This is a genomic window from Microcoleus sp. N9_A1 (genome assembly GCF_036701795.1).
Taxonomy (GTDB): Bacteria; Cyanobacteriota; Cyanobacteriia; order Cyanobacteriales; family Microcoleaceae; genus Microcoleus.
Map to the genome: position 1 here is coordinate 1 of NZ_JAUBRI010000113.1, position 13920 is coordinate 13920.

At 48.3% G+C, this 13920-nt stretch carries 13 protein-coding genes; 12 read left to right on the forward strand and 1 reads right to left on the reverse strand.

What is annotated here, in order from left to right; genetic code table 11:
- The 10 genes from QUA58_RS29365 to QUA58_RS29410 form a co-directional block, all read left to right on the forward strand.
- Positions 1–213 (forward strand): hypothetical protein (locus tag QUA58_RS29365; RefSeq protein ID WP_333397638.1); only part of this gene is annotated, 213 nt, incomplete at its 5' end.
- Between the two features lie 86 nt (positions 214–299).
- Positions 300–611 (forward strand): co-chaperone GroES, encoded by a 312-nt coding sequence (gene groES, locus QUA58_RS29370; protein ID WP_194008182.1) that lies wholly within the window; start codon positions 300–302, stop codon positions 609–611.
- A gap of 138 nt (positions 612–749) precedes the next feature.
- Positions 750–2390, forward strand: coding sequence for a chaperonin GroEL (gene groL / locus QUA58_RS29375; RefSeq protein ID WP_333397639.1), 1641 nt, complete (start codon positions 750–752; stop codon positions 2388–2390).
- A 192-nt stretch (positions 2391–2582) separates the two neighbouring features.
- The gene (locus tag QUA58_RS29380; protein WP_333248569.1) at positions 2583–2918 is read left to right on the forward strand and encodes a flavoredoxin; all 336 of its coding nucleotides are present in this window, start codon (positions 2583–2585) and stop codon (positions 2916–2918) included.
- Positions 2919–3065: 147 nt separating this feature from the next.
- On the forward strand, positions 3066–3326 hold the full coding sequence (locus QUA58_RS29385) for a hypothetical protein (protein ID WP_333248568.1): 261 nt from the start codon (positions 3066–3068) through the stop codon (positions 3324–3326).
- Between the two features lie 120 nt (positions 3327–3446).
- A complete protein-coding gene (locus QUA58_RS29390; RefSeq protein WP_333248566.1) occupies positions 3447–3647 on the forward strand; it encodes a hypothetical protein in 201 nt (66 codons plus the stop codon).
- 186 nt (positions 3648–3833) lie between these two features.
- Positions 3834–4328, forward strand: coding sequence for a hypothetical protein (locus QUA58_RS29395; RefSeq protein ID WP_333248564.1), 495 nt, complete (start codon positions 3834–3836; stop codon positions 4326–4328).
- On the forward strand, positions 4282–4761 hold the full coding sequence (locus QUA58_RS29400) for a hypothetical protein (protein WP_333248562.1): 480 nt from the start codon (positions 4282–4284) through the stop codon (positions 4759–4761). The genes QUA58_RS29395 and QUA58_RS29400 overlap by 47 nt, the downstream gene beginning before the upstream one ends.
- Positions 4762–4837: 76 nt before the next feature.
- Positions 4838–5497 carry a glutathione S-transferase family protein gene (locus tag QUA58_RS29405; RefSeq protein ID WP_333248560.1) on the forward strand — a complete coding sequence of 220 codons (660 nt, stop codon included), beginning with the start codon at positions 4838–4840 and terminating at the stop codon, positions 5495–5497.
- Between the two features lie 74 nt (positions 5498–5571).
- Entirely contained in the window at positions 5572–5925 is a 354-nt protein-coding gene (locus QUA58_RS29410; RefSeq protein WP_333397640.1) for a hypothetical protein, read from the forward strand.
- Positions 5926–6186: 261 nt separating this feature from the next.
- On the opposite strand, the gene QUA58_RS29415 is transcribed toward QUA58_RS29410, so the two are convergent.
- Entirely contained in the window at positions 6187–7152 is a 966-nt protein-coding gene (locus QUA58_RS29415) for an SH3 domain-containing protein (protein WP_333397641.1), read from the reverse strand.
- A gap of 864 nt (positions 7153–8016) precedes the next feature.
- On the opposite strand from QUA58_RS29415, the gene QUA58_RS29420 reads away from it, so the two are divergent.
- Together QUA58_RS29420 and QUA58_RS29425 are read left to right on the forward strand one after the other, a co-directional pair.
- Positions 8017–8898 (forward strand): glycerol acyltransferase, encoded by an 882-nt coding sequence (locus QUA58_RS29420; RefSeq protein WP_333397643.1) that lies wholly within the window; start codon positions 8017–8019, stop codon positions 8896–8898.
- A 540-nt stretch (positions 8899–9438) separates the two neighbouring features.
- On the forward strand, positions 9439–13905 hold the full coding sequence (locus QUA58_RS29425) for a DUF4347 domain-containing protein (RefSeq protein ID WP_333397645.1): 4467 nt from the start codon (positions 9439–9441) through the stop codon (positions 13903–13905).
- Positions 13906–13920: the final 15 nt, after the last annotated feature.

The window sequence follows — 13920 nt, forward strand, 5'->3', positions numbered from 1 at the left end:
CCCCCTCTCCCCCTCTCCCCCTCTCCCACTCTCCCCCTCTCCCCCTCTCCCACTCTCCCCCTCTCCCACTCTCCCCCTCTCCCCCTCTCCCACTCTCCCTGTCCCCCTTTCAGCCCCTTCCACTCATTCTCGGTTCGGGAACCCGTACAGACAGATAAGTTGCGATCGCCCCTAACTAAAGCTAAATTAGCACTCAGGAGTCGAGAGTGCTAATATGTCAGTAGTAAGCAGTCGGCTGTTGCTTTCAGAGCGACTCCGAACGGCTAACTGACTAGGAACTGTAATCTGGAGATTTATTTATGGCAGCAGTATCACTGAGTGTTTCTACCGTTAAACCTTTAGGCGAGCGCGTGTTCGTAAAAGTAAGCGCTAGCGAAGAAAAAACCGCCGGCGGCATCCTTCTACCCGACACAGCAAAGGAAAAGCCCCAAGTAGGCGAAGTCGCGGCCGTGGGCCCCGGCAAGCGCAATGACGACGGCAAGCGCGTTGAAATGGAAGTCAAAGTCGGCGACAAAGTTCTCTACTCGAAGTACGCAGGCACCGACATCAAACTCGGCACCGACGAATACGTCTTGCTAGCCGAAAAAGACATTCTGGCGATCGTTAACTAATTAATCATTAGTCATCAATCATTAGTCATCAGTCATTAGTTTAAAGCGAACGCCGCCAAACAACTAATGACACGGGACAAATGACTAATATCCATCATCCCCAATCCACAATCTCAAACCCTCTCATCCCCAAAAACTATGGCTAAGCGCATCATCTATAACGAAAATGCACGTCGCGCCCTCGAACGCGGTATGGACATTCTCGCCGAAGCAGTAGCAGTAACCCTCGGCCCCAAAGGCCGTAACGTTGTTCTAGAAAAGAAATTTGGCGCTCCTCAAATCGTCAATGACGGTGTTACCATCGCCAAAGAAATCGAACTAGAAGACCATGTAGAAAATACAGGCGTTGCCTTGATCCGTCAAGCAGCCTCCAAAACTAACGACGCAGCAGGCGACGGTACCACCACAGCTACCGTTCTAGCTCACGCAATGGTCAAAGAAGGCCTGCGGAACGTAGCAGCCGGCGCAAATGCGATCGCCCTCAAGCGCGGTGTTGACAAAGCAACCGGCTTCTTGGTAGAAAAAATTGCCGAACACGCCAAACAAGTAGTAGATTCCAAATCCATCGCTCAAGTCGGCTCAATCTCTGCTGGTAACGACGATGAAGTCGGCCAAATGATTGCCAATGCAATGGACAAAGTGGGCAAGGAAGGCGTAATTTCCCTGGAAGAAGGGAAGTCTATGACTACCGAACTCGAAATCACCGAAGGGATGCGCTTCGACAAAGGCTACATTTCTCCCTACTTCGTCACCGACACCGAACGGATGGAAGCAGTTCTAGAAGAACCCTTCATCTTGCTGACCGACAAAAAAATCGGTATGGTACAGGATTTAGTACCCGTGCTCGAACAAGTAGCCCGTTCAGGCCGCCCGCTGCTGATCATTGCAGAAGACATTGAGAAAGAAGCTCTAGCTACTCTCGTTGTCAACAAGCTGCGCGGTGTGTTGAACGTGACTGCTGTGAAAGCACCTGGTTTTGGCGATCGACGCAAAGCCATGTTAGAAGATATCGCCGTATTGACCGGCGGTCAACTGATCACCGAAGACGCCGGTTTGAAACTGGAAAATACCAAGCTCGAAATGATCGGCAAAGCTCGCCGCGTCACCATCACCAAAGACAGCACCACAATTGTTGCCGAAGGTAACGAAGCCGCCGTTAAGTCCCGCTGCGAACAAATTCGCCGTCAAATGGACGAAACCGAGTCTTCCTACGACAAAGAAAAGCTGCAAGAACGTTTGGCCAAATTGGCTGGCGGCGTCGCAGTGATCAAAGTCGGCGCGGCTACCGAAACAGAAATGAAGGATCGCAAACTGCGTCTTGAAGATGCGATCAACGCAACCAAAGCTGCTGTCGAAGAAGGCATTGTTCCTGGTGGCGGTACAACTTTGGCTCACCTGACTCCTCAATTGGAAGAGTGGGCTAATAGCACTCTCAAGGGCGAAGAATTGACCGGTGCTTTGATTGTGGCACGGGCTCTGGCTGCTCCTCTGAAGCGGATTGCTGAAAATGCTGGTTTGAATGGCGCTGTCATCGCTGAGCGCGTCAAAGAAAAGCCATTCAACGTTGGTTTCAACGCAGCGACAAATGAGTTTGTCGATATGTTTGAAGCTGGTATCGTTGACCCTGCGAAGGTGACTCGTTCTGCTCTGCAAAATGCCGCATCTATTGCTGGTATGGTGCTGACAACCGAGTGTATCGTCGTTGACAAGCCTGAACCGAAGGATGGCGCTGCTGCAGGCGCTGGCGGCGGCATGGGCGGCGGCGACTTCGATTACTAAGTCGATAGTTTGATGGGGCGGGCTTTTGGGCCTGCCCTGTTATTTTGGGAAGTGCTTTTACTGTAGGCATAATTTTAACTCGGAAGCGAAATTAACTAAACGCACAATCTCTAAGGCCCCCGTGCCTATGTACTCAAACGCGAGGTTACCCAAAACCTAACCCTGCGTTAGTTAAAAAACATAGGAGTTAAAATGCCTGAAAAAGTAGAGATAGTTCCCAACGAAGCCTTAGTAGTTCGTGGTGGTCTTAATCGTCCAGAAGATCTTCAACGTGCCATAGGAACCCACCCCAGCGGCATCACGGGAATTTCTGTAGAATGTGCAGTAGAATTGTCTGTAGCAGAATTAGCATTAGCAATCCCTCACGGACAAGTGGGTGTTACCACAGTGGCTAAAGTTCGCTCGGAAGGTGGAGATGTCATCCGTACTTCTGGCAGAAGCTTAAATCATGCAACTCTCAGTGGCTTACCACCAGAAAAAGCAAGTCTTCTGCTGACACCAACGATCCCTAACCCATCTAGGACTTAGGCAACTAGCAAATAGAGTAAGGGTGCGTCAGACGCTAAAACCCTGGTTATATTAATCCATCACTTCGTCTGACGCACCCTACAAGCTCATCTAAATGAGTCAGTTGCGTAAATTTCCCCATCATAAAAAATCTTAATTGTAATAAATATGAGTGCTCCCAGAATCTTTGCAGACTTTCATAATGCTGATAAACAGAGTCGCCTTCGTCTGAATTGTGTTGGTACAATTGAAGATTTGAGCCGCCAAAATATTAAATTGCAAAATGGTCAATTGCTCACCCTCTATAGCGAAGAATTAGAAGTGGATGGCGTAGTGCAATATTCGGAAGAGGAAAGTCTTTGGGTTGCAGCAATTGATTGGGAGCAAATTAGACAAGTAGAGGATATGCTTCTTCCAGCAACTGTCTAGTTAGGGATTGCTAAATATTCGTTCTTGGGAATGGAAATAATATGAATCTATCATTTATTTAAAGATTTAAGATTTATTATAAAAGCCCTTGAACATCAAATAAATGCCTATAAAGAACGTTTGCAAGTAATAGAAGATGTAGATGAGGATGAGGCAGCCGCTCTAGGGAACGATATTAAATTTTTAGAGCTTCTCCACGCAGACATGACGACAACTTTAGAGCAGAATACTTCAGTCAAAACTTTAAGTTATGGTGAGGTTTCTTCGCCAGCTCAGAATGATAAATTTTCAGAAACATCCAAAAAAATATCGTTTCAATAATTAGTTGAATTAACCCAGAAGTTGTCACTTAGTGAGCGATTATTTCTAGTAGAGGCGATTACCTCGTCTGTGCGTCAGGAAGTCACAATAAGCCAATAATCAGTCAATGACAGGATTTTCAGAAGTTTGTTTAGATGATATACTGAGAATGACTGAGTAATCGTAAAGTGAGCAGAGGTCAGGCAAATGTCAGCCACCATCACAATTAGCCCCAGCGAAATTCGGCAGATATTTCAGCCACGCACGTCCAGCGCCTCAAGGTTTTGGGAACTGGCTCAAAAAGCAAACAATTTAGCTGTAATAATTGAAGACCGTTGGGAAAAAATTCCTGCTGAAACGCAAGAATTACTCAAAGTTTTTGCCTATGCTTTCATTGAACCCCCTCAAGGAATTAAAGAGAGGTTGCTTAAATTTGTGGGGCTTTTTTCTTTGGCTATCGCTTTACCTTGGATTGTACTTAAAGGTGAACTCGATAGTTTTGTAGCTTATATTAACGCCTTTAATAGACTTATTAATGCGATTTTAAGTGGAGTAGAACGGGAAGATATTGCTTATCAAAAAGCACTATCTGAAGCCCTGGAACAGACTTTTGCAGGGTGGGAAACTAGCGAGGCGATGACAGCGGAGGAGGCCTGTGAACGAATCAGAGCAATTTCATATCAAGCTCTCGAAGAACTTTGATAAAACTCAGCAAAAACTAATCCGCGATCGCTATCGTAAAAATCAGGCAGGATTAGTAAAATTTGTCGAATTACTCCAAAAATTCCTCAGATTTTTGAGCGTTGACCCCCGTCCCCGTCCACCGTTGGGACATTTTGAACCTTGGCCAAAAGGCAGTAGCCGTGATGGATGGGAACTGTGGAAGTTGGAGTTTAAAATGCCTCAGCTTCGCGGAGCCGCTGAACAGGGGCGACTTATATATTTGTTAGATATTACAAAAAAAGAAGTTGTGTTGCTGTGGATTTACACGCACGCAGAATTTGAAAAACGCCCACCGGATCAGAATCTAAAGCGTTTATTGCTCGAAATTATGGATAATTATGAAGTTTCCGATGAAAGTAAAAATTTAGACGACAGTGGAGACGATGAAACTGGAGAGGATAAAGTTGAATAAAATAAATCAAATGACAGTGAAGGTGCATAATCAAAATGTGGCTTCTATTACCTTTCAATAACCAGGCACACCATTTATGAAACTTTACCATAGTCCCATTTCCCCGAACTCCCGCCGCGTCGGGATCGCCCTCTTAGAAAAAAACCTCGACTTTGAATTAGTAGAAATCCACTTGGACGGCGATCACTTGCAGCCTGACTTTATCGCAATGAATCCTTTTCATCGTATCCCGGTTTTGGTCGATGATGACTTCACTGTCGTCGAGTCTCTCGCAATTCTTGACTATCTAGAAACGAAGTATCCCGCACCGGCAATGCTGCCAAAAGAACCGAAAGATTTGGCAGTTGTGAGGATGGTAGAATTGGTCACGGTTAACGAACTTCTACCGCAACTTTACCCCCTAAGCAGTGAAATAATGGGATGGGGAATTCCCCAAGCGCAGGAAATCGAAAAGGCTAAGGAAAAAATCGATACTGTGCTGAAATTCTTTGAAGGCTTGTTGGACGATCGCCCTTTTTTCGCTAGCAACAGTATCACGTTTGCCGAGTGCGTTGCCGGCACCGTCGTGCCTTTGCTATCTTGGGTTGGTGTGTCCCTAGACGGCTATCCTAAAATTCAAGCTTGGTGCGATCGACTGCTTGCCCGCCCCTCATGGCAGCAAACTCAATTCACCGAGGCAGATTTGGCGGCTTTCGCATCTCGGAGACAAAAATTTCTGGCACAATCTGAAGCCTAATGAACTAATCCACTCTCAAGCGATCGCTCTTTTTCCTAGCTGTCTTCGCCTGCATCCAAATTCCCATCGCAGCAATGGGGCAGCCCGCCGCCCGATCGAACTACGAAGCAATTAACGCTAAACAGTTCCTTGTTGATCGCAAAATTACCGTCTCCAACCCCAAAGATATCGCCGCAAAACTCTTTAGCAGCGATGAAGAATCTGAAGGCCGAAAAAGCGACCAAATTTCGGTTGAATATCCCACGCGAGAAACAGCAGTAATTGTACATACAGTCATCGGTTTAGCTGACGATTCGGTGGCTGGAATGCGACACCGCATCGAACTCAGACTCAGGCAAAATAAGTGGGAAATTGTCGGGATTGGGCGACAATCGAAGTGTCAACAAAATCGCGGACACCAAAATTGGGCAAGCGGGCGCTGTAGGTAGAAAGGTAGATCGGCTTTTTGCTTAAATTCTTTCACCCCGGATGCGTTGCGAGGAACGAAGCTAAGACTTGAGGCAACCGAGGAAAAACAGAGGCACAGAAAGATTCGCTACCGCTGGCTGCCGACAGAAATAAGTTATTTCTGCGTAAGTCCAGGAAGCAATCTGGACTCCGCGTTTTTCCCTGGCTGCGCGACAATAACTTAAAACTATTTTCGGTGTCGATCGCTCTTTTAGTCAAAAAGAGCGATCAAACTCAGAATTTTACTTGCACATGATTAAATTTCCCGCCGAGATGAATCCGGGCACAGGGCCTGAAATCTCAACCCAATTGCGATTTTCTCCATTCTTATCTTTCACTAACTGGAAATTTGGTACAAGCGTTACTTGACCGTTAGCCGGTACACCCCCTTTAACAGCAGAAGTCTTGGAAGGCTCGGTGCGGATGGCTAGACCCCTCGGCGCTACGCGAGGTTCTACTTGGCGGCACAGACTTACGGGGCCCGTTGCTGGTGCTGGTGCAGGCGCTGGTGCTGGCGCTGGTGCTGGTGCTGGCGCTGGTGCTGGCGCTGGTGCTGGTGCTGGTGCAGGCGCTGGTGCTGGCGCTGGTGTTGCTGCTGGTGCTGGTGCAGGCGCTGGTGCTGGCGCTGGTGTTGCTGCTGGCGCTGGTGCAGGCGCTGGTGCTGGTGCAGGCGCTGGTGCAGGCGCTGGTGCAGGCGCTGGTGCAGGCGCTGGTGCAGGCGCTGGTGCAGGCGCTGGTGCTGGTGCAGGCGCTGGTGCAGGTGCCGGTGCGGGACTTGGGGAAGGAGTTTGACTAATGGTGCACGAACCTAAATTACTTTCGTCGTTGGGATAGCCGCTAGCGACATACCCTGTGACGGGAGCGGTAATTTGAATCCAGAGGCGACCGTCGGAGGCTTTAACAGAAGTAGCGCCTTGGGACAGCGTTACCTGAGTGTTAAGTCCTACCCCGCCCACTCTAGGGGATTTGGGGTCTGGGTTCTGGCGAACGGTCAAACCTTCTTTGGGAGTGACTTTGCGGCAAAGGTTGCCAGCCTGGGCTATTTGAAAGGTGGCGCTATCTTCAAAGGAAATATTTTCCGCATCTTGACTGACAGTGGATGTTGAGGGGGCGGCAACACCGATGGCATTCGCCTGCAAACTTCCGGCTACGATCGCGATCGCGCCCAGCAATGCAGCGGGTTTATTCCAGCAATTCAAGTTTTTCATCCGTTCAACTCCTCACTTAACCACAATCATTATCTTAATTGCAGGTTAATATAGCAAAAAAATCGATTTGTCTTCCACAAAAAAGCTTTATATAACTTTTTTATGACCGCAAGTCAAGCTTTATTTATATAATTTAATGTTTGGTGAGTTGAGCGAAGACAAATAAAGCTGTAACTGTTTCCAAACGGTTTTGTTCCTGTGGAGACATTTCCATTCAGGATTCTAGTCGTCACAACGCCGGTTTGTACTTCCCGGACTTCAGATGCCCTTGGTGCTGCTCTTACGTAAGAAACTTGGATGGTTGCTTGATATTTACTCGCTGACGCTTTACTTTGCCTGCTACGGTTCGAGCCCCAGTCTGTTGAAACTCACGCCCAGAGCAGAATTATCGCTTAAAAGCCCCGACAGCCTGTTCCACAAAGAATGAATTTCTTCTGGGGAGTAGGGGATGGGCAGGAGAGCCCGCCCATAAAAGTCTTATTGAGAATGGTGCAACATCTCAGTTTAAAAATCCAAGGGGCGGGTTTAGGCAACAACATAGACAACCAGCATAAAACCTCCGAACAAAAGCAGCCCGCTCAAATCAGAAACCAAATATTTGCGCCAATTCTGATTTAATTATATTGCTATAGCAACCGTGTGCGATGTTTATGAGGTTTTCACTTGCTGAAACTAATGCGGTAGATTCCTGCGGAATGGGAGTATATTAATGATAGGAAAAATCTTTTTTTCGCAGGGCGAGGGCGATTAGCACACGCACAAGTAGAGGAAAAGCCCAACTAATCTCCTCCCTTATTCCTCCTTCCCCAAATAACTAAAGCCTTCTCTCTTCGAGAGTTAAAGCTTTCTTCCTTCTGCTATATAATGACCAAAGCGTTAAATACTTTTGCAGTGACAAAAACTACTAATAAAAAAGACGGCAACTCCTCTAAATATCCCTTTGACGGTCTATCTTTAGACGATCGCAATCCCGACTTCATTCAGCTTTTGCTGCCAATCTGGGAATGGCTGTACCGCTACTATTTTCGCGTCCAAAGCGACGGCTGGCACCACGTCCCAGCGAGCGGAAAAATGCTTGTTGTCGGTTCTCACAACGGGGGACTCGCCGCTCCCGATATGTTTATGTTCCTATACGAATGGTTCTGCAGGTACGGCACGGAACGCTTGGCCTACGGATTGATGCACCCGACGGTTTGGCAAGTTTCTCCTGATGTTGCTAGCATGGCGGTTCAGTGTGGAGCCCTGAAGGCGCATCCGAAAATGGCGATCGCAGCTTTGCGAAAAAATGCCCCAGTTCTCGTCTATCCGGGCGGCGCTCAAGATGTTTTTCGCCCCCACCACTTGCGCGATAAAATCTACTTTGCGGGACGCAAGGGATTTATCAAATTAGCATTGCGAGAAGAAGTTCCAATTTTACCAATTATATCCCACGGTGCCCACGATACTTTGATAGTTTTGGCAGATTTGTACGAACAAGCAAAGCAATTGCATGAATTGGGAATGCCGTGGTTGTTTGGCATCGATCCGGTGGTATTTCCGGTGTATTTGGGATTGCCTTGGGGATTGAGTGTTGGGCCTTTGCCTAACCTGCCTTTGCCAGTGCAAATTCGGACTCGTGTGTGCGAACCGATCGTATTTGAGAGGTACGGTAAGGAGGCGGCGGGCGATCGCGATTATGTTGATGCTTGTTTCGATCGAGTTACCGCCCAAATGCAAGAACAATTAGATTGTTTGGCTGGCAATTGAGAATAGCACAAGTTCGATCGACCAAAAAACCTTCTTACAGCCCTGAATCCCGGTAGAAGACCCCCCAGCGCTTGGGTTGCGAGTGCGGCCAGGACTGATTTTGGTGAAAATTTACCTGAGCAGATTTTTTCCAAAGCAATGACTGAGGTTATGATTATTATTGGCCGAGTTCGATTGCACTTTTCTCCCACTCGCGAGTGTATATTCATAAACTCAGTTGGATGACATCTACCGCAAGATAGATTTTGCAATAAACTCGGCGGTAATCCCGTAAAGTTATGCAACATCCAACTTAAAGCAGATACCGTCTCAGATGCTGGAGGCACTGTCTTGCCTCCAGAGATTATTTAAATGTCAATTGTGTGAAATGATACAGCAAGTAGCAACCGGAAAAGCGATCGCCTTCTTCTTTTCAGATGCAGACGACTTACAAAACTTAAAGAGGCTTTAACTCAATTTGTGAGCATTTTTATTACAAACCAGCAACAGCAAACTGATTAGCATTGACAATCCCCAACAAAAATCATCACCAAATTAACGATGACTAAGCAAATCATTTTCGTAGACTCCGCCGTACAAGACTATCAAACCCTAATTAACAGCGCCGATACCGCTCAAATTTTCATTTTAAATGAAAATTTGAGCGGTATCGAACAAATTACTAATACCTTGGCTCTTCAAAGCGATATAGAAGCAATTCATATCCTCTCCCACGGTAGCCCCGGCACTTTACACTTCGGCTCAGAAACCTTAAGCAATCAGAACTTAGCCCAATGGAGCAACAAAATTAAACAGTGGGGGAAAGCCTTAACAAAAAATGCCGACATCCTCCTCTACGGCTGCAATGTAGCAGCCACAGAAATCGGATTGCAATTCATCCAAAAGCTGCATCAACTAACCGGGGCAAATATCGCTGCATCGAAAAACAAAACCGGGAATCAAGCCGCCGGGGGAGACTGGGAATTAGAAGTAAAAGTAGGGAACATAGCAACCCAATCCCTGAACGTTCCCAATTACAGCTACACCCTACCACCAACAGGGGCGGCAGATAACAAAGCCTTACTCGTCAGTGGCACACCAACTTCCACCCAGATCAATGTTTTAGCCAACGACACTGGAACGGGCAGAGTGAACGTCCAAAGCATCGCCATCCCCCCCACCAACGGCACAGCTATTATTAATGACGGGATTTATGTAGGCGGCTATTTCACCAGCATCGGTGGGGTTACACGCAACAGAATCGCTCGATTGAATAGCGATGGAACAGTAGATCCCGCCTTCAACCCGAATGCGAGTAGTTTTGTCTATACGATCGCCATAGACAGCAGCGGCAACCCCATAGTGGGCGGCATTTTCACCAGCATCGGTGGCAGTCCCCGCAACTTTATCGCTAAATTAAATCCCACAACAGGTGCCGCCGATGCCACCTTCAACCCGAATGCGAATAGTTTGGTCAGAGCGATCGCCATAGACAGCAGCGGCAACCCCATAGTGGGCGGCGGTTTCACCAACATCGGCGGACAAACCCGCAACCGCATCGCCAAATTAAACCCCACAACAGGTGCCGCCGATGCCACTTTTGACCCGAGTGCGAATAATTTTGTCTATACGATCGCCATAGACAGCAGCGGCAACCCCATAGTGGGCGGTAATTTCACCAACATCGGTGGCAGTCCCCGCAACAGAATCGCCAAATTAAATCCCACAACAGGTGTCGCCGATGCCACCTTCAACCCGAATGCGAATGTTGAGGTCTATGGGATCGCCAGTGACAGCAGCGGCAACCCCATAGTGGGCGGTAATTTCACCAACATCGGTGGCAGTCCCCGCAACAGAATCGCCAAATTAAATCCCACAACAGGTGTCGCCGATGCCACCTTCAACCCGAATGCGAATGTTGAGGTCTATGGGATCGCCAGTGACAGCAGCGGCAACCTCATAGTGAGCGGCAATTTCACCAACATCGGTGGCAGTCCCCGCAACTATATCGCTAAATTAAATCCCACAACAGGTGTCGCCGATGCCACCTTCAACCCGAATGCGAATAGTTTGGTCAGAGCGATCGCCATAGACAGCAGCGGCAACCCCATAGTGGGCGGCTTTTTCACCAACATGGGCGGACAAACCCGCAACCGAATCGCCAAATTAAATCCCACAACTGGTGTCGCCGATGCCACCTTCAACCCGAATGCGAATAATATTGTCAATGCGAATGCGATCGCGATCGACCCCAAAAGAGACATCCTCTACACCCCCAACGCCAACTTCAACGGCGTTGACACCTTCACCTACACCGCCAACGACAGCACCGGCCCCGGCAGCGCCACTACCGTCAGCGTCCTCGTCAACAACTCCCCGGTTTTAGACACCAGCGGCACACCCACCCTCACTGCCCAAAACCAAGGCGACAGCGCCAGTACAGGCACATTAATCTCCACGATCATCACCAACCTCGGCGGCACAAAAATCACCGATCCCAACACCGCCGCCCTCCAAGGCATCGCCATCACCGGTTTAGACACCGCTAACGGCACTTGGCAATACACCATCAACAGCGGCACCACCTGGACAAACACCCCAGCCGTTTCTGCCACCAACGCCTTACTATTAGCTAGTAATCCCAACACCCGCATCCGCTTCGTACCCAACGCCACCTATAACGGAACCGTTGCTAACGCCATCACCTTTGCCGCTTGGGATCAAATAGTTGGCCTAAATGGCAGTACCGCCAACTACACCACAGACTTAGCTACCAACGGCACATCCAGCGTTTTCAGCACAGCCACTGAAACCGCCAACATCACAATCAACCCCCCACCCACCATCACCAGCGTCACCCCAGTCGCCAACGGCAGCTACGGAGTGGGACAAAACCTCGACTTCACCGTTACCTTCAACCAAGCAGTCACCATCACCCAAGGCACAGGTAGTGCCATCCTCCCCATCACCCTCGACACCGGCGGCACAGTCAACGCCACCCTCGTCGGTACAGGGGCCAGCAACACCACCCAAATTTTCCGCTACACAGTTGCATCCGGCAACCTAGACACCAACGGCATCGCAGTCGGCACAGCCTTAACCCTCAGCGGCGGTGCAACCATTCAAAATGCTGCCACTGTCAACGCCATCTTGACACTCAACAGCGTCGGTGCAACCACTGCTGTATTAGTCGATGGCGTTTTACCCACAGTCACTAGCATCACCTCAACTACAACCGATGGCAGCTATACTGTCGGTCAGATTATCCCCATCACCGTACAATTCAGCGAACCCGTCACCGTCACAGGCATCCCACAGCTAACCCTAGCCACAGGAGGCGCAGGAACACGCATCAACTATGCCAGCGGTAGCGGTACTAACACCCTCACTTTTAATTACACCGTAGCCGCCGGTCATGCAAGTGCAGACTTAGATTATCTCTCAACTGCTGCCCTCGCACTAAACGGTGGCACAATTCAAGATGCTGCTACCAACAATGCCACACTAACTCTACCAACTCCCGCTACGGCCAATTCATTAGGTGCGAATAAAGCCATAGTAATTGATACTACGGCACCCACCGTCACGATCAACCAAGCAACAGCACAAACCGACCCAACTGCTACTTCACCCATCAACTTTACCGTCACATTTAGCGAACCAGTGACAGGTTTAGATGCTGCTGATATCGACTTAACTGCCAGTACAGCAAGTGGAACATTAACGCCCACCATCACAGGTAGCGGCCCCGTTTACACAGTTGCAGTCAACGGTATCACAGGTAGCGGAAACGTCATTGCCAGCATCAAAGCTAACGGCGTTACTGATACAGCAGGCAATCAGAATTTTGTTAGTACCAGTACGGATAATAGTGTCACATACAACGCACCTGCACCAGAAATCCAAGTATTAGACGGCACAACAGATATAGTAGATGGTACAACAAGTGCGATCGACTTTGGCAGTGCAACGATTGGCGGCACTCTCAACAAAACCTTTACCCTTAAGAATCTCGGTACAGCAGTTTTAAACCTCAGCAACCTTACCTTACCAACCGGATTTAGCATTGTCGGAACCTTACCTGCAACAGTAGCAGCCGGCGGTAGTGCGAATTTGGTTCTTCAAGTAGATACCGCAGCAGCCGGAAATAAAACAGGTACGCTGCAATTTGTCAATGACGATAGTGACGAAAATCCCTTTGATTTCCCCATAGCTGCCACAGTCACAACCGCACCATTACCAGAAATTCAAGTATTAGAGGGAACAACAGATATAGTAGATGGTACAACAAGTACGATCGACTTTGGCAGCGTCATAGTTGGCACCACTCTCAACAAAACCTTTACCCTTAAGAATCTCGGTACAGCAGTTTTAAACCTCAGCAACCTTACCTTACCAACCGGATTTAGCATTGTCGGAACCTTACCTGCAACAGTAGCAGCCGGCGGTAGTGCGAATTTGGTTCTTCAAGTAGATACCGCAGCAGCCGGAAATAAAACAGGTACGCTGCAATTTGTCAATGACGATAGTGACGAAAATCCCTTTGATTTCCCCATAGCTGCCACAGTCACAACCGCACCATTACCAGAAATTCAAGTATTAGAGGGAACAACAGATATAGTAGATGGTACAACAAGTACGATCGACTTTGGTAGCGTCATAGTTGGCACCACTCTCAACAAAACCTTTACCGTCAAAAATCTCGGTACAGCAGTTTTAAACCTCAGCAACCTTACCTTACCCACCGGATTTAGCATAGTCGGAACCTTACCTGCAACAGTTGCCGCTGGCGGTAGCGCGAATTTGGTTCTTCAAGTAGATACCACAGCAGCAGGAAATAAATCAGGTACGCTGCAATTTGTCAATAATGACAGCGATGAAAATCCCTTTGATTTCCCGATTTCAGCATCAGTCACAGCTACACCATTACCAGAAATTCAAGTTTTAGACGGAACAACAGATATAGCTGCCGGGGCGACAGGTCGCCTGAAAGTCATACAGTCCGGCAACTCTAGACAAATAGCATGAAAAAAGATAGGGTAA